The sequence below is a fragment of the Photobacterium sp. genome, from assembly GCF_033720175.1.
Classification (GTDB): Bacteria; Pseudomonadota; Gammaproteobacteria; order Enterobacterales; family Vibrionaceae; genus Photobacterium.
The window spans coordinates 82,962-98,179 of sequence record NZ_JAWWDA010000013.1 but is presented as its reverse complement, the minus strand read 5'-3'; the positions used below and the strand labels follow the sequence as shown (position 1 = coordinate 98,179).

At 42.9% G+C, this 15,218-nt stretch carries 19 protein-coding genes; 12 read left to right on the top strand and 7 right to left on the bottom strand.

Going from position 1 to position 15,218, the window contains the following annotated elements; genetic code table 11:
- Positions 1–27: 27 nt before the first annotated feature.
- The 5 genes from gcvT to R3289_RS14815 all read left to right on the top strand — a co-directional run bounded on the left by gcvT (position 28) and on the right by R3289_RS14815 (position 5,545).
- Positions 28–1,146: a glycine cleavage system aminomethyltransferase GcvT gene (gene gcvT, locus R3289_RS14835; RefSeq protein ID WP_318926465.1), complete on the top strand. Its 1,119-nt coding sequence runs from the start codon at positions 28–30 to the stop codon at positions 1,144–1,146.
- 843 nt (positions 1,147–1,989) lie between these two features.
- Entirely contained in the window at positions 1,990–2,823 is an 834-nt protein-coding gene (locus tag R3289_RS14830) for a DUF3100 domain-containing protein (protein WP_318926464.1), read from the top strand.
- 3 nt (positions 2,824–2,826) lie between these two features.
- Positions 2,827–3,297, top strand: coding sequence for a hypothetical protein (locus R3289_RS14825; RefSeq protein ID WP_318926463.1), 471 nt, complete (start codon positions 2,827–2,829; stop codon positions 3,295–3,297).
- A 150-nt stretch (positions 3,298–3,447) separates the two neighbouring features.
- Positions 3,448–4,608, top strand: a complete 1,161-nt coding sequence (locus R3289_RS14820; RefSeq protein WP_318926462.1) for a M20 aminoacylase family protein — start codon at positions 3,448–3,450, stop codon at positions 4,606–4,608.
- A gap of 34 nt (positions 4,609–4,642) precedes the next feature.
- Entirely contained in the window at positions 4,643–5,545 is a 903-nt protein-coding gene (locus tag R3289_RS14815; RefSeq protein ID WP_318926461.1) for a LysR family transcriptional regulator, read from the top strand.
- 252 nt (positions 5,546–5,797) lie between these two features.
- Here R3289_RS14815 and R3289_RS14810 read toward each other — a convergent pair whose 3' ends face one another.
- From R3289_RS14810 to R3289_RS14800, 3 genes are all read right to left on the bottom strand, one after another.
- Positions 5,798–6,778, bottom strand: a complete 981-nt coding sequence (locus R3289_RS14810; protein WP_318926460.1) for a nucleoside hydrolase — start codon at positions 6,776–6,778, stop codon at positions 5,798–5,800.
- Between the two features lie 107 nt (positions 6,779–6,885).
- Positions 6,886–7,599, bottom strand: coding sequence for an SGNH/GDSL hydrolase family protein (locus R3289_RS14805; protein ID WP_318926459.1), 714 nt, complete (start codon positions 7,597–7,599; stop codon positions 6,886–6,888).
- A 179-nt stretch (positions 7,600–7,778) separates the two neighbouring features.
- Positions 7,779–8,141, bottom strand: coding sequence for a hypothetical protein (locus tag R3289_RS14800; protein ID WP_318926458.1), 363 nt, complete (start codon positions 8,139–8,141; stop codon positions 7,779–7,781).
- A 223-nt stretch (positions 8,142–8,364) separates the two neighbouring features.
- Here R3289_RS14800 and R3289_RS14795 point away from each other — a divergent pair, with 223 nt between their 5' ends.
- Together R3289_RS14795 and arfB are read left to right on the top strand one after the other, a co-directional pair.
- Positions 8,365–8,811, top strand: coding sequence for a c-type cytochrome (locus R3289_RS14795; protein ID WP_318926457.1), 447 nt, complete (start codon positions 8,365–8,367; stop codon positions 8,809–8,811).
- A gap of 257 nt (positions 8,812–9,068) precedes the next feature.
- Positions 9,069–9,482, top strand: a complete 414-nt coding sequence (gene arfB / locus R3289_RS14790) for an alternative ribosome rescue aminoacyl-tRNA hydrolase ArfB (protein WP_318926456.1) — start codon at positions 9,069–9,071, stop codon at positions 9,480–9,482.
- A 76-nt stretch (positions 9,483–9,558) separates the two neighbouring features.
- On the opposite strand, the gene R3289_RS14785 is transcribed toward arfB, so the two are convergent.
- The gene (locus tag R3289_RS14785; protein WP_318926517.1) at positions 9,559–9,777 is read right to left on the bottom strand and encodes a VF530 family protein; all 219 of its coding nucleotides are present in this window, start codon (positions 9,775–9,777) and stop codon (positions 9,559–9,561) included.
- 255 nt (positions 9,778–10,032) lie between these two features.
- Between R3289_RS14785 and R3289_RS14780 the strand changes: the two genes are divergently transcribed.
- Both R3289_RS14780 and R3289_RS14775 read left to right on the top strand, forming a co-directional pair.
- Positions 10,033–10,476, top strand: coding sequence for a hypothetical protein (locus tag R3289_RS14780; RefSeq protein WP_318926455.1), 444 nt, complete (start codon positions 10,033–10,035; stop codon positions 10,474–10,476).
- Positions 10,477–10,628: 152 nt separating this feature from the next.
- The gene (locus R3289_RS14775; RefSeq protein WP_318926454.1) at positions 10,629–11,513 is read left to right on the top strand and encodes an aspartoacylase; all 885 of its coding nucleotides are present in this window, start codon (positions 10,629–10,631) and stop codon (positions 11,511–11,513) included.
- A gap of 280 nt (positions 11,514–11,793) precedes the next feature.
- Here R3289_RS14775 and R3289_RS14770 read toward each other — a convergent pair whose 3' ends face one another.
- Together R3289_RS14770 and R3289_RS14765 are read right to left on the bottom strand one after the other, a co-directional pair.
- The gene (locus R3289_RS14770) at positions 11,794–12,189 is read right to left on the bottom strand and encodes a DUF2391 family protein (protein WP_318926453.1); all 396 of its coding nucleotides are present in this window, start codon (positions 12,187–12,189) and stop codon (positions 11,794–11,796) included.
- 77 nt (positions 12,190–12,266) lie between these two features.
- Complete coding sequence (locus tag R3289_RS14765; RefSeq protein ID WP_318926452.1) at positions 12,267–12,584, bottom strand: DOPA 4,5-dioxygenase family protein; 318 nt, start codon at positions 12,582–12,584, stop codon at positions 12,267–12,269.
- Positions 12,585–12,830: 246 nt separating this feature from the next.
- On the opposite strand from R3289_RS14765, the gene R3289_RS14760 reads away from it, so the two are divergent.
- Positions 12,831–13,208, top strand: a complete 378-nt coding sequence (locus tag R3289_RS14760) for a nuclear transport factor 2 family protein (RefSeq protein WP_318926451.1) — start codon at positions 12,831–12,833, stop codon at positions 13,206–13,208.
- 70 nt (positions 13,209–13,278) lie between these two features.
- Here R3289_RS14760 and R3289_RS14755 read toward each other — a convergent pair whose 3' ends face one another.
- Entirely contained in the window at positions 13,279–13,788 is a 510-nt protein-coding gene (locus tag R3289_RS14755; RefSeq protein WP_318926450.1) for a DUF4442 domain-containing protein, read from the bottom strand.
- Positions 13,789–13,972: 184 nt separating this feature from the next.
- Between R3289_RS14755 and R3289_RS14750 the strand changes: the two genes are divergently transcribed.
- Both R3289_RS14750 and R3289_RS14745 read left to right on the top strand, forming a co-directional pair.
- Positions 13,973–14,317 (top strand): hypothetical protein, encoded by a 345-nt coding sequence (locus R3289_RS14750; RefSeq protein ID WP_318926449.1) that lies wholly within the window; start codon positions 13,973–13,975, stop codon positions 14,315–14,317.
- A gap of 205 nt (positions 14,318–14,522) precedes the next feature.
- Positions 14,523–15,095: a DUF2913 family protein gene (locus tag R3289_RS14745; RefSeq protein ID WP_318926448.1), complete on the top strand. Its 573-nt coding sequence runs from the start codon at positions 14,523–14,525 to the stop codon at positions 15,093–15,095.
- Positions 15,096–15,218: the final 123 nt, after the last annotated feature.

The window sequence follows — 15,218 nt, the reverse complement described above, 5'->3', positions numbered from 1 at the left end:
GTATGCGGCTTATGGAGTATTAAACGTATGTCCCAAGAACTTCTGACAACCCCTCTTCATGCACTTCATATTGAAATGGGTGCGAAAATGGTTCCATTTGCTGGCTATGATATGCCGGTTCAGTACCCGCTAGGGGTGCGTAAAGAGCATCTGCATTGCCGTAATGCCGCTGGTCTGTTTGATGTGTCGCACATGGGTCAGGTACGTCTTCATGGTGCAAATGCTGCTAAAGCAATTGAAGCACTGGTACCGGTAGATATCATCGACCTGCCTGCAGGTAAGCAACGTTATGCTTTCTTTACCAATGAAAATGGCGGTATTAACGATGATCTGATGATCACTAATTTTGGTGATCACCTGTTCGTGGTTGTTAATGCGGCATGTAAGGAGCAAGATATTGCTCACCTGAAAGCAAACCTGCCTGGCGATGTGACGCTGGAAGTGATTGAAGATCGTGCGTTGCTGGCATTGCAGGGCCCACAAGCTGCTGACGTACTTGCGCGCCTTAATCCTGCCGTGAATGACATGGTTTTCATGGATGCCACTAAGTTGAAGTTGGTAGGGGTTGAATGTTATGTCAGCCGCTCTGGTTATACCGGAGAAGATGGTTACGAGATTTCTGTACCGGCAGATAAAGCTGACGCTTTGGCTCGTGAATTACTTGCCCATACTGAAGTCGAGTGGATTGGTCTTGGTGCGCGTGATTCACTGCGTCTTGAATGCGGACTGTGCCTGTATGGCCACGATCTTGATCCGACAACAACACCGGTAGAAGCCAGCCTGCTTTGGGGGATCAGCAAGTCACGCCGCGCAGACGGTGAGCGTGCAGGCGGCTTCCCTGGTGCAGATCTTATTCTTGAACAAATTAAAACCAAAGATGTTGCTCGTAAGCGAGTTGGTCTGATTGGCCAGTCAAAAGCCCCTGTGCGTGAAGGCAGTAAGCTATTTGATGCCAATAATAAAGAGGTCGGTATTGTAACGAGCGGAACGTTTGGCCCATCGAAAGGCATGCCGGTTGCCATGGCATATGTTCAAACGGATCTGGCTCAGATAGGAACGGAGCTCTTTGCTGAAGTACGTGGTAAGAAACTAGCGATGACTGTTGAGAAAATGCCGTTTGTGCCTCAGCGTTATTTTCGTGGTTAAGATCCGCCGTAGTCAAAGCCGCTTTGAATTAGAGGTGGCCTGATTAACGCCTAAGACAGAGAAAGGAGCCTGAGGCTCCTTTTTTTACTGCGCCGATCCACAATGTCATTCTCGGAGATGAAAACACACTACTGTCTAATAATTAAATATAGAAATCTCTGCTCCATAATGGGGTCAAATTATTGAACACAACCCTCAACATTACCCACCATAGAAAACATGACAGAACAAATGAAATCAACCCACCATAAGTATGAAGACTAATTCCTAGCAAATCAGATGCTTGTGGTAAAAAGTTGGTCATAATATTAATGACAATATCACCGGGGTAAAAAAACAGCCATTGTATCCATAACCCAACATCGGTAACGGTCACAGAGCCACTGTAATTCATGTCGGCAACAAAAGACCAGTCTCTAGGAGCAACAAACCCACTCATTGTTCAGCCCCCCCATATTAAATTAGCTTCTTAGTAATATTATAGAAATAAGTCGGCGGCTCATACGTCTCATGCCTGAGATAATGCTAACGTCAGGCTTGGTGAAAAAGCCTGCACAAAGCTTGTCTCTTGATCACATCTCAGAGTTCAAGAGACTTGGCCCGCAGGTAACGGGCCAAGGATTAAAAATGGACAGCTCGACAACCCTTAAGTCTTATTTGTTTGGGGCAGTTTTACGCGCTCGAAGCCTAATTCCACCTAGAAATGAGTACGCTTGCACTTCTTCATAAGATTCTCATACCTACACCGTTGCCATAAAGGCAACAAACTTTCCCTTTTATGTTACGGTGAAAAAATATACGTTTATTAATAGATTATAAAACTCAATCTTGATAAGGAATGTTATGAATCAGCTAGGATTGCTATTGAATTGGCGAATGCACGCTCTCGTCGTGATTGCCTCAATTATTGCAGAATTTATAGGTATACAAAAATTCAACCTTGGACCGGGTGTTTTATTATTATTGCCTCTGTTCTATGTGTTTATTCTTTGTCTCTTTGTTAACCCCAATATTATTCCCAAAGCCAAATCGCTATTATCCAAAAAGCAAGCTGGCGTTGCGTCCCAGTTATTGATTATTGCCATACTTCCTTTTATTGCAAAATTTGGCACTTTAATCGGTCCGTCTCTGGGGACAATTGCTGAAGCAGGACCCGCAATGTTGGCTCAGGAACTCGGAAACCTCGGCACATTGATGATCTCTATGCCTGTTGCCGTATTAATACTTAAGATGGGACGAGAAGCCATTGGTGCAACCTATTCAATCGCGAGGGAACCCAATATTGCCCTGATCTCAGAGCGATATGGTTTAAAAGGGCCTGAAGGGGTTGGTGTCATCAGTGTTTACGTAATGGGGACAATGTTCGGCACTTTATTTTTCGCATTGATAGCAGGCTACGTGGCGTCACTGGATATCTTTGATATCCGAGCTGTCGCAATGGGTTGTGGCGTAGGCAGTGGAAGTATGACAGCGGCCTGTGCAGGTGCATTATCGGCGATCTATCCGGGTCAAGCTGACGAAATACTCGCATTTGCTGGCGCCAGTAACCTATTAACCAATGCTACTGGCTTATATGTTTCGATATTTGTCGGACTTCCATTCGCTGAGTGGTTATACAAAACATTAAGTAAATTCCGCACAACTTCCTCTTCTCAGCTTATGTCGAACAAGGATTAACTCATGCATAGCGAAAATATCGAACACCAAAATGTTGCACCTTTGAGTATTAAAGAGACATCAATCGTACTTGTCGTCTTGTCTTTGGTTTCTTTAATCAGTAACTGGGCTGGTACCGGTAACTCTGTATTATCGGCATTACCGGGAATGATGATACTGTTTGCCATTATCGTTGTGAGTTTACTACTCAAAAAAGCAATACCATTGGCTCTGCCAGCTGTCGCATGGGTATCGCTCGTGAGTGTCCTAATTACACTACCCGTTTCCCCTATAGCTGAGCCAGTATTAGAACAACTCAAGACGATAAACTTTCTGTCAATGGTAACGCCTGTTCTTGCTTACGCTGCAATTGCTATCGGTCGGAGTGAAATTGATCTATTTAAGAAATCTGGATTGAAAATCATCCTAATTTCTCTGTTAGTGTTTACTGGTACTTTCCTCGGTTCTGTTGTTGTTGCCAATGCCTTTTTATAATTGCATTTTGCAATGAAATTACTCTAAGTACTTTATTATGGTTTTTCGCCATTCATAATCGAAACGCTGATTGCGCATATTGCGCCTTCAGCGACTTTGTTCTACATCACCAATGTCGCAACGCATTAGTCATCTAATCAGGGTATCAATATGACTTACATTAAACATGACTCCCCACTCATTACTATCATGCGAGATTTTCGTCGGGATATTCATGCTCATCCAGAATTGGCTTTTAAAGAGATTAGAACCGCCGAAAAAGTGACTAGTCTGTTGCGCGAAATGCAGCTAGATAGTATTCATGAAAACCTTGCGGTAACAGGCGTTGTCGGTGTGCTAAAAGGTCAGAACCCTGATTCCCGTCATATAGGTTTACGTGCCGATATGGACGCCTTGCCCATGCATGAGCAAAACAATTGCGCGCATCGTTCGACTTATGACGGGAAAATGCACGCATGTGGACATGATGGTCATACAACGATGTTGCTCACTGCGGCTACATGGCTAAGTCAAAATAGGAATTTTGAAGGCACATTATATTTCATTTTCCAACCGGCAGAAGAAAACGAAGGCGGTGCAAAAGTAATGGTGGAAGATGAAAAGTTTTTTGATCAATTCCCCATCCAAGCAACCTATGGGATGCATAATTGGCCGGGCATTGCTGCTGGAAAATTTGCAGTGCACTCGGGTCCTGTTATGGCGGCTATGGATACATTTAATATCCACGTCAAGGGAACAGGTGGTCATGGTGGTATTCCAAATTTATCAAATGACCCTATCGCAGCATCAGCACAGCTGATCACAAGTCTGCAAACAATCATCAGTCGCAATATAAGCCCTGTTGAATCAGGCGTTGTTAGTGTGACTCAAATTACTGGAGGGGACTCGTATAATATTATCCCTAATAATGTCATTTTAAAGGGGACGGTAAGGAGTTTTTCGAAAGAAGTTCAACAACATATCATTGAACGTATGGAGCAGATATGCCAAGGTATCGGTGTAAGTTTCAATATGGATGTTCAGCTTAACTACACCAAGTGTTTTCCTGCAACTATTAACCATAAAGATAATGCGCAAAAATGTGTTACCGCAGCAGCATCAATCGTGGGTGATACCAGTGTGTACACTGACTTGCCTCCAAGTATGGGGGCTGAAGACTTCGCTTACTTTATCATCGAAAAACCAGGCGCTTATATCTGGATTGGTAATGGACATCAAAGCAATTCTTTACACAATCCAGAGTATGATTTTAATGATGAAATCATCGCATTTGGTGCGAATTATTGGATTGAATTAGCACATACGGCTTAAACGGCAGGTGATTGATAAGGTTAACAATACTCATATGCAGACAATTAATCACCGGAAAATTAAATACCTCTATGAAGCCGTCACTGCCGGCAGTATTCGTACTGCCGCAGATCGACTAAACATTGCACCCTCGGCGATTAGTCGGCAGATTTCACAATTAGAACAAGAGATTGGTCTATCTGTTATTGAGCGCGGAAGACGTGGAGTGATCAGTACAGAAGTTGGAGATGTATTACTTCGTTATTATTCGGAACTACAAGGACTAGAAGACACCTATTTAAGAGAGTTAAATCAGCTCAAGGGCCTGGCTAAAGGTCGGCTAGAGCTCGCGGTTGGTGAAGGGTTTGTACCTGAACTTATCAACAAACCTGTTGCTCTGTTTAATCGAAAACATCCCGGAATTACTCTTTCGATTACAACCAGTGGAACAAATGACGTCATCCGTAAAATAGAAATGAGCGAAGCCCATATTGGTTTAGTATATCATCCGCCAAAACAAGCAGAAATCCGAACTCATAGTGTGAATGCGCAACCTATTGAAGCTGTTGTTAATGTGAATCATCCTATCGCTAGACAACAAACAATAACTTTAGAGCAGCTGCTAACTTATCCCATAGCATTGTTAGATAGTACTTTTGGTGTACAACAAATGCTTCACCTTGCCGCTTTTCAAGCAAGGATCAGCCTTGATCCAGCATTAACCACCAACTCTTTTGCGGCGATAAAACAGTTTGCCATCGCAAACTTAGGAGTGACCGTACTCCCTGCTTTCGTTGCAGCAAAAGAAATAGATGAAGGGATATTGGTTTCTGTTCCAATTGACAATCCAATATTAAAAAGCGGCGAAACTCATGTAATCACTCGAGTTGGTCGTACGTTACCACCAAGTGCTACGACATTACTGTCAATATTACATCGATGGCTGAATAAAATGTAGCTTATTAACTTTAGAGATTCTTGTATGCCAATGCGATTGTTCGCTTAAAGAAAGAAGGCGGAGCAGCTTTCTCATCACGGTGTTCGCACCGTAAAAAATCGACGATCTGATGTTTCAGTAAGGGATCATATTTGATGACCCACCGATTGATAGTTGAGTGATCATTGAGGGATTTGTATATGAAAGCCTGCATATAGCAGGCTTTTTGAAATATATCGTTAACTAAGCGGTATCCCCGCGCTTGAAGCAGCCTTAACCTTTCTGTGAGCGGTGGCTGTAATCAACAAGACTTTGTCGATACAATTTAAGCAGATCTCCATCCTTAACTGAAATACCCACTTGCTGAGCAGGCATGATTGACCAGTCATCGATATGATATTCTCGCGTATCAAACTTTTGTATGGTGTGTCCTTCGGCAGGGCCATCAGTCACAACGCGAACCGGGCCTTTGCGTAAGGTGAATAGAGTGGGATCTATGACATAAGCGATAGCGGATGGGTCATGAACGTGACAGCCCTTCAGGCCCAATTTTTGTGAATAGTAATGAAGATAGTAGCGGCTGATATCCCATATAAACTGGCCGGCGTCACCGCTATCATCGCGTAGTCGGTCTAAATATTCCTCAGTGAAAAAGCTTTGTTCGGTAACATCCAGACCAATGATCACCACCGGCCATGAAGCACAGAAGACGATGTCAGCAGCATGGGGGTCATCATGAATATTGGCTTCGGCATAAGGGGTGACATTACCTCGATGGCCATTCATACCAAATGCGCCGCCCATAACGACCACTTCTTTCACTAAATCTACGATTTCTGGTGCAGCTTCGAGAGCAAGTGCAATATTTGTCAGCGGACCGACCGCAACCAGTGTAATTTCTCCGGGCTGTTCCTTGACGGTATCAATAATGTATTGGTAAGCCGGACGAGGGTCGGGTTTTTCTGTGATGTCAGAAGGCAGTACCAAATCGCCAAAACCACTTTCACCATGAACGACAACGGTAGGGCCAACGGGCGGACGATTGAGTGGCTTGCTTGCGCCTTTAACAATATCGGCTTGCAGATGAAATTTCTGCTTCAGGAAAAGGGCATTACGGGTTCCATTGTCTATAGTCGCATTGCCGTATACTGTGGTTATGGCCAGCATTTCAATCGAAGGATGTGCTTCGGCAAACAAAATAGCCATTGCATCATCAATACCGGGATCAGTATCTAGTATGATTTTTTTAGTCATTAGTATGTATGTTCAACAAATTTAAAACGGGAATATAGTAACTAACAGAGTTGGCAGAACTGTGATTGATGTCAAAAAAAACATAAGGTATTCGATGTAAGTGCAGCTCAGCCATTTGATTGCCAGCGGGCTTTGATCACTTGTGCGATAGTCTGCCCCCAAAATTGATAGATCCCCGGTCCGGGATGAAAGCCATCAGTTGCCATCTGCTCGGGCTTTAACCGGTGGTTAATATCGATCAGTTCACAATCATCCTGACTTATAGTCCAGTCGCTCAGACACCGATTGAAATCTCTCGCTTTTCTTCCCAGGTACCAGCGTAAAGGAGGAGGTAAGGCCGGAAAACGCTCCATCGGAGGGATTTTGGTGAGTACTATTTGTCGGCAGGAAAAGTGTTGACGAATAAATACAATCAGGGCTATTTGGTGCTTTAACCAGTCTTTAGTGGTGAACGTTTTGATAACATCGTTAACTCCTAATGAAATAACGACAACATCATATTGTTCTTTCGGCTGATGTATCAACATGTCATAGGTATCTTGTGTGGTATATCCTGATTTTGCCAGTAGTTGCCACTCGAGTTGAAATTTTCCACTTAATGCGCTGATCAGATTACCTGACAGGGCTTTTGATTGACTGCTGGCACCAACGCCTGCAGCTGCGGAGTCCCCGATTAATAACAGACGAAGTAACTGACCTTGTCCGCAACGTCCACTACGATCGCCGGTCGCTTCTTCTAATCTGGGTGTTACTTTGCGAACATAGAGTCCCTGAGCCACAACTACGGGGCCCATTAACAACAGCGTTAAGTAGTGAAGCATGTCTGTTTCCTTACTGGGTCCTTTCATGGCGCTAACATGTTTCGATGGGACCCCCCCGCCAGTTTTGGGCGGCTGGAGGGGAAGTTGTGCCACTGAGGTAATCCCACTGAAATTAACCACATTTAAATAGTGAATAACCGGACATGATCCGTTATTCAATCTGATTGATATCAGGCAGTTCAATGACGCATGATCTTGGAGTTTGTCTTTTCCGGATGTTTCTCCAGGTGGGTGTGTCTGTTGGCTGCGGTCTGAGCCAGATCATTCAGGATACGGCTTAAGTCAGAGTCATTCAGGCATTCTGTTATGGCCGAATCTTGTTTCAGTTTTTCGCCTAGCTCATAGTGGCATTCCTTCTCGGGGTAGAAGTCAATGTCAGTTTCCTTGAATTTTTTTTTGTCTACAATTTCATTGAATATTGAAGCAACGGTGTAGCAGAACACATCGTAAACTTCATTAGTGTTTCGGGTCATATTGATTTTATTACGAAAATCATGGCCGTAGGCTTTTTCCAGTTTAGAATATGAAACTTGAGATGTCATAGCTCCCCCATATTGTCTCTGTGTTGGTTCTTATTAACTATAGAACGGAGTTATATAGCGTCAATGACCTAGTTAAGATAATAACTGACGGAAAGGAGAGTTGGAGGATATGGCGCGGTTCTGAACGAAGCGAATGATTTTATTCTACACTTGTCAGTGAACTCTCTGTTTAATTGAGCGTTTGTAAACTCGATTATTTTAGTAAAAATAAGGAGTGGCGGTAATGAATAAAAATCTGATATTCATTTTACTATTAGCTGCAGTGGGATTAACGGGATGTGAGCCGAGTTCTACGGGCTTTAGTTTACCCGCAGGGAATGTGGCTAATGGGGAAAAAGTCTTTTTGACCATGCAATGTCTTGAATGCCATACAATGGAGGGATTTGAACGGCCTGAATCGGCAGCGGAGAGAGCAACGGCTTCTGTTGCGCTTGGTGGAAAGGTTAAGCGGATTAAGAATTATGCTGAACTCGTTACATCGGTAATAAACCCATCGCATCAAATTGCAGAAGGGTATGAACTTGATGTTATTCAATACGAGGGTCAATCAATAATGCCTAACTATAATGATGCATTAACAGTTACTCAATTGATTGATTTGGTTACTTTCCTAGAGTCGCATTATGAACTTGAGCCGTACGAACCAACTCTTTACAGTCCTTACCGGTAAGGTGCTCAAGCCTGCTCTGTTGAGTGATTAATTTTCGGCATACAAGAACAGAGTTAAAAGCAGCTTTTTTTGCTGGCTGCTTTTTTTTTGTTTTTTAAATCATATTTTAACGATTTTTGCCTCCCTGACTGCTAATTTCTGATAGCCTCTGGCAAGGAAGCTAGATTAAGCATCCAGAAGCAACACGTAAGATCTATCTCAAAGACAATGACGATTGGTATACTACAGACTCAACTGACCAGGTTTCTAAATCAACTATGTTAACCATATCCAACAATGTTCAGCTGGCCGATTGGGAAATCGAAATGACAGCTATTCGCGCACAAGGTGCTGGCGGGCAGAACGTCAATAAGGTATCCAGTGCTGTGCATCTCCGGTTTGATATTAATCGCTCCAGCTTACCGGTATTCTATAAAGAGCGTCTTTTAAAGTTGACTGATCACCGGCTGACCAAAGATGGCGTGATCATTATCAAAGCGCAACAATTCCGTACTCTGGAAAAAAACAGAGAAGATGCGCTGGAGCGTTTAAAAGAGTTAATCATTTCAGCCACTGTTCAGGTGAAAGCACGTCGGGCGACCCGACCGACATTAGGTTCAAAACGCCGGAGAATGGATAAAAAAACTCAGCGAGGCGGCACTAAGTCCCTGCGCGGAAAGGTGAGTTTTTAATTACAGCATTAAGGTGTTTTGCTTCAAAAAAACAAAAAGCGCTAGATAATTTAGCGCTTTTTTGGGGGAGTTCAGTTTAGCGGTGTTTTTGCATTTTAAGATAAAGGTTTTCGACCTTCACTCTTGCCCACTCTGTCTTACGTAAAAATTTGAGGCTGGATTTAATGCTGGGGTTATCGTTGAAACAACGGATATTGATGCGGGCACCAAGCTCATCCCAACCATAGTATTCGACCAGTTCGGTGAGGAGCTTTTCCAGGGTAATGCCGTGTAGTGGATTATTTTCTTGTGTCATAACTTGTGGCAGATTAATGAAACCAGCGATAAGTATATCAGCTTCACCATCGATAGTATTCCCGTCGAGGCGCATTCTGCGGCGAACTGCATTCAGTATCGGTCAAACCGTTTTCAGAGAGCAAGATAATCATCCGGCTAGTATTGTAATTTATTGATCTTGCTAACACTTCTAGTCTATTTGTCATGATAGTTTTAGCGATTCGCGTTGTTTCTCTTTACTCTCTTTATGATTTTACTGTTTGAGGCGATAGGGATGTCAGAGAAAAAAACACTTCAGTTACTACAGTTGTTCTTTCGCGAAACAGACAGGGCGAGGTTATTAGAGACTGATGCGCTACCTGATTTAGATGAAGACCTACATCAGAAAATCGATCTGTGGCTTGAAAACAAACGAAATTTCACTCTTGTTGAGATTGCTTGTCAACATTGGATTAAAACCTGCAGTGCAGGTTATATCACTGAATTAATATTGCATGCTGACGGGACATTAGATGAATATTCATTGTTCAATCGAATGAAAGCCCAAGGCCACTGGTCTTTAGTCGACGGTGTGATTGAGATTGAAATCAATAAAGGCGATAACCGATACCACTGCGCGGTTATCGCCAATAAAACCGTTAATATTCACTCTGCTATTGAGTATAAAAATGGTGATTTGCATTCATATTTGAAGCTGATCCAAACACGACCGGTTTGATAACAAGAGAAAAGCCATCTTTCACTGGCATGAATCAGCAAAATGCGTACACTGGATTTATGCATAAAAAATGAATGGCTAGTGAGATTGGTGCCTTTTAATACTCAATCGGTGAGCACTCAGCCCGTGAAAATCAGCCGGTGGAAACAACGATGAATAAAATTAACACAGTTGCCGTTGTCGGCGGCACACATGGTAATGAATTTAGTGGCATCTATTTGCTACGAAAGTGGCAAAAAAACGCGCAGCTAATTTCTCGTACCAGTTTTGCGACACAAATGGTTTTTGCCAATCCGAAAGCACATGAAGAGAACAAGCGTTATATTGATTGTGATTTGAATCGTCAGTTTTTATTGGCCGATCTCGAAGATCAGGAGCTTGCCAATTATGAGCAAAGCAGAGCAAAAGCGATAAACAATCAGCTTGGCCCCAAGGGCAATGCTAAAACCGATTTCATCATCGATCTTCATAACACCACCAGTAATATGGGACCTTCGCTTATTTTGCTGCAGTCAGATGACTTTAATCGCAAAATGGGCGCCTATGTGAAATCGTGTATGCCATCTGCAGTTGTAGTTTTCGAGGATCAGGTGCCCGTTGAAGAGCATTTCTTCCTCAGTTCAATCTCTCCCAACGGTGTGATTGTTGAAATTGGCCCGCAACCTCAATCGGTGATCCGTCAGGATGTGCTGGATTGGATGGAAGAAATGACCCGCCATATTCTGGATTACATCGAACTGCATAATACCAATGCGTTGCCGCCACTTCCTGCCAGTTATGAAGCATTCCAATATACCGAAACGCTGAAATTACCAGAAGATGAAAACGGTGAGCGTGCCGGTATGGTACATAAAAATATTCAGGATAATGATTTTAAACCACTGCATTCAGGTGACCCGATCTTTACCCTGTTTGACGGTAAAGAAGTTTGCTGGGAAGGTGATTATGAAGCCTATCCTCACTTTATTAATGAGGCCGCTTACTATGACAACAACCTGGCGATGTCGCTAGCTAAAAAACGGCTTATAGAACTTTGACCAACGGAGTTATCGTTATAGTGAGTCAAAAAATCAGCCGCCAACGATAGTGTAAAGCGACTATTATCGAATAATAGACGATTAAATAATTTGATGTACCAGTGCCACTTTGTGGAGTGGCACTCGGCTTATATACCAAGTAGCCTCAAGATGCAGGACTCGGAGTGATACCAGCCAGGTCAGTTCCTGCTATTTCGCTCACTTGTCGAGTTGTCGGATACAGCGCAAGCCATTTTAAGCGACCCCCAAGTGTGGATATGATAATGGCTAAACGATTACTTCATTCTTTGTCAAAACTATCTACCACTATTGCTCCCATAGAGGCTGGCATGGTAATGACAATCATCCGTTTTAAAGACGTTATTGGGTCGTCAAATAATGGAAGTTTGTCTAAACAGAAAAGTACTAAGCAAACGACTAACGCAGTCATTAAATAAGATATAACGATACGAAAAACGAAAGCAAATAACCGCTCATTAATATTTTTTTGAAATACACTTTGATAAGTAAAGACACCAATAAAGAGGACAGATAAAGCAAATAACGTCAGTAGATTCGGGAAAGGGAGCGTTTCACCTAAACGCCAGGCCTCTTCAGAAAAGGATATAGGCACTGCAAGCGCAAAAGCGCCAACAAACACTTGACTTGCATCTTCCATATTAAAACTGAATTTCATTAAGTTCCCTTTTCACCATGATTGCCGTTTCAGCTTTATGATATAAGCTCTTTTTTAGTGGCTGATTCAATCAGGTATTATACTATGGCTTGAATGTGAATCGGTAGGGCTTGGCCTAACCATTGTGTGCCTGTGGTGTGATCGGACAGCTCATCTCCTGTCACCGGGTGGATAAGTACTGATAGTCCTTGTCGATTCTGATCGAGCCAGTCAATAAATCCATTCTGGTCATCATTAAAGTGAACCTCAAACATCGGCTTATCATGTGGGCCAACCCTGCGGGTAACAAGAGGAAATATTTTTCTAATATCACTTCGGTTAGAGGCAATTAGCTGATGAACTTGTTTTGCTAGCGCTAGTTTCGGCAAATCAAAATAGATATGAGCATGATACATTTTGGTACTCCTTTATTTCCTTTATTATATCGAGCGTATGTATTGGTACCAGTTAGCTGGTTTGATGTAGTTGGTCAGTTATATTGAATATGAACGGATCTGTTGAATACCGGACAGCGGTGATTAATTCTCGCATGATTTTTTCGCGTTTTAACTGGTTAAAATGCTTTTATGTCATAAGCTTAGATTTGTATTTATGAAGTATAGTTTAGTTCTTCTGTTTCTCCAGCAATAGGAAATTTGTTAATGGATACGAAAGTAATTGATACTTGGCATCAGGTTGTCGAGTCAAGGGATATGTCGGCATTAAATGAGCTGCTCGCTGATGATGTCACCTTTCATTCTCCTGTGGCATATACACCTCAGAAGGGAAGGGCAATCACTTTGCAATACCTGACAGCTGCGTTTGGGGTGCTTTTCAACGAGACATTCAGGTACGAGCGTGAAATTGTGAATGATCGTGATGCGGTATTGGAATTTAGCGTTGAAATAGACGGAATTGTTGTCAATGGGGTAGATATGATCCGCTGGGATGACAGTGGTAAGATTATTGACTTCAAGGTGATGCTGCGGCCGCTTAAGGCGATTAATCTTATCCATCAATTGATGGCTGCCAGACTTTAGGCCGCAAGTGTTTCTGCTTAAATGCAATCATGTCATCAGGCGACAGAATGTCGCCTTCAAAACATGCATTTCAGGAGGTTATCTCGGTGGGTGAAGCAACAGAGGACGGGACAATCTTGAGTGACAACGTCAGGATAAAAGTTGCGACCGGTTGTGCACCGTCTTTGGTTGGGCACGTTGCCGTAACGGTGATCGGTTTGTTGATCCGCTCACCCGTCTGATTACTCATCTCCAGCATCTCTCTAATGTCTTTCCCTTGATGACAATGGAAGATGACATCATCTTCTGGTCGGCGATGAAAATCACCTTGGACGGATTTAAAGGCAAGGGACACATTAAGTCCAGAATTGCTGGCGAGTTCCATTGCCATCAGGCCAGCGGCAATATCTGCCCCTATGGCTAATGCGCCGAAGTACATGCTGCCTAAGTGATTCCGGGTCTTTTGATTCAATGGCAACTTGAGGGATAGCTGCTCGTCATCAATCGCCAAAACCTCGGGCGTACAGTAATCAATTAATTGAACCTGATGCTTTGCAAAATGTTTAAGCATGATATTTGCGTTAATGACTCTGCGATCCATTGCTTTTTCTCCTGATAGTAACTCATTAGACCAGTTAAGCTCTATACGGTGGTTCTGTCAACTTTATCGCTCGCTGAAGAGTAGGACGAGCCCACTTTCGGAGTGTGTTTTAGAGAGAGGCCAACGACAAATTGTACTTTATTCGTTAATATTCCCCCCAATGATAATAAAAGGCTAAATTAATATGAAAATTTCCGTTGATGGTGGATCTTTTAAAGTCGCGATTGAGACTGAATATGAAGGCTTGATTGCTGAAGCCACAGATATCTTTCAAACAACACTAAAACAAGCCAAATCAAATGATAAGGCTATCTTACGGTTTCTACAGATCATTATTGAGCATCGCGAGAGTGACGATGCAATTGGCTATGCTGTACTTGGCTTGCTTGGGTGGTATAACGAGGTCATTGGTCCTGTGGAAGATAACGATATCGAGCTAAACTTAACGAAGATATTGCCTCACCTGATTAATCCCGCAGGCGATCTCACTGCAACCAGCGAAAATGAAACGAATACCTTTAAACACTAGTTAGTCATGTTTTGACGTTATTCCGAGCTTAAAAAGTTGAACCTGATTATGGTGATATAGTTAGGTTCCCTTCCGGCATCACTGTCAGTCTGCACGATTATTAGCCTAAAGCCCGATAAGATGCTCGATCTGGGAAGAAGACTATTATTTTACAACAGTAATAGTATGATATTGGCATTAATACCTGTTTCAACTCGGTACGCGAATGAGCCAATCCCAACTTCTGTTAGACATTAGTACTCACGCCTTGCTACACCTGGAATTTAAAAAACTCGACAAACGCCTTACTGTAACTGAGATGAATAACCTGCTTGTTCAGTATCTCAAACCCATAGTCAAATCCAATCGATATCGGGCTGTCAAGAAGTCAACGAAAAATTGGCTGTTGCTCGGTCGGCAACCGGATAGCAATTTGGAAGCCATTTTAGTTCGTGAACAAGAGCGCCTGCTGCACACTTGTTCAACTGACCTGTATCGTTTTGTCGGACTCATCAAGGATATTGAATTTCAGCTTAGTACTAAAGTTCAATATTCGCTGGCCCACGATATCGACTTGAAGGCTCGATATGGCAAGGTGCTGGTATGTGTGGTTGATGAAGATTTAACATCGAGCTTTGATGATGACGGACTGATGATTAAATCCACCCAGATCCTTTTTATCGGCAGTTCAGACCACAAAGATTTATTTTCTTCCATTATAGAGCAAAGCGGCTATTTCCAATCGGTTGTCGCATACGAAGACGAAAGCCACCTGCGGGTCGAGTTATTTCGGCGGTAACTTACTGAGGGAGGCTTTTCGAATAGGTGACTGAATGCTCATTTTGTTGAGAGTTTGCGAGCTGTCGCCTGACAGCCCGCACGTTGGAAGTGTATCTCTAAGGCCGAAGAAACCGATGAACAG

Coding starts and splice junctions, on each gene's coding strand:
- gcvT (WP_318926465.1), top strand. CDS start 28: ATGTCCCAAGAACTTCTGACAACCCCTCTTCATGCACTTCATATTGAA.
- R3289_RS14830 (WP_318926464.1), top strand. CDS start 1,990: ATGAATCAGCTAGGATTGCTATTGAATTGGCGAATGCACGCTCTCGTC.
- R3289_RS14825 (WP_318926463.1), top strand. CDS start 2,827: ATGCATAGCGAAAATATCGAACACCAAAATGTTGCACCTTTGAGTATT.
- R3289_RS14820 (WP_318926462.1), top strand. CDS start 3,448: ATGACTTACATTAAACATGACTCCCCACTCATTACTATCATGCGAGAT.
- R3289_RS14815 (WP_318926461.1), top strand. CDS start 4,643: ATGCAGACAATTAATCACCGGAAAATTAAATACCTCTATGAAGCCGTC.
- R3289_RS14810 (WP_318926460.1), bottom strand. CDS start 6,778: ATGACTAAAAAAATCATACTAGATACTGATCCCGGTATTGATGATGCA.
- R3289_RS14805 (WP_318926459.1), bottom strand. CDS start 7,599: ATGCTTCACTACTTAACGCTGTTGTTAATGGGCCCCGTAGTTGTGGCT.
- R3289_RS14800 (WP_318926458.1), bottom strand. CDS start 8,141: ATGACATCTCAAGTTTCATATTCTAAACTGGAAAAAGCCTACGGCCAT.
- R3289_RS14795 (WP_318926457.1), top strand. CDS start 8,365: ATGAATAAAAATCTGATATTCATTTTACTATTAGCTGCAGTGGGATTA.
- arfB (WP_318926456.1), top strand. CDS start 9,069: ATGTTAACCATATCCAACAATGTTCAGCTGGCCGATTGGGAAATCGAA.
- R3289_RS14785 (WP_318926517.1), bottom strand. CDS start 9,777: ATGACACAAGAAAATAATCCACTACACGGCATTACCCTGGAAAAGCTC.
- R3289_RS14780 (WP_318926455.1), top strand. CDS start 10,033: ATGTCAGAGAAAAAAACACTTCAGTTACTACAGTTGTTCTTTCGCGAA.
- R3289_RS14775 (WP_318926454.1), top strand. CDS start 10,629: ATGAATAAAATTAACACAGTTGCCGTTGTCGGCGGCACACATGGTAAT.
- R3289_RS14770 (WP_318926453.1), bottom strand. CDS start 12,189: ATGAAATTCAGTTTTAATATGGAAGATGCAAGTCAAGTGTTTGTTGGC.
- R3289_RS14765 (WP_318926452.1), bottom strand. CDS start 12,584: ATGTATCATGCTCATATCTATTTTGATTTGCCGAAACTAGCGCTAGCA.
- R3289_RS14760 (WP_318926451.1), top strand. CDS start 12,831: ATGGATACGAAAGTAATTGATACTTGGCATCAGGTTGTCGAGTCAAGG.
- R3289_RS14755 (WP_318926450.1), bottom strand. CDS start 13,788: ATGGATCGCAGAGTCATTAACGCAAATATCATGCTTAAACATTTTGCA.
- R3289_RS14750 (WP_318926449.1), top strand. CDS start 13,973: ATGAAAATTTCCGTTGATGGTGGATCTTTTAAAGTCGCGATTGAGACT.
- R3289_RS14745 (WP_318926448.1), top strand. CDS start 14,523: ATGAGCCAATCCCAACTTCTGTTAGACATTAGTACTCACGCCTTGCTA.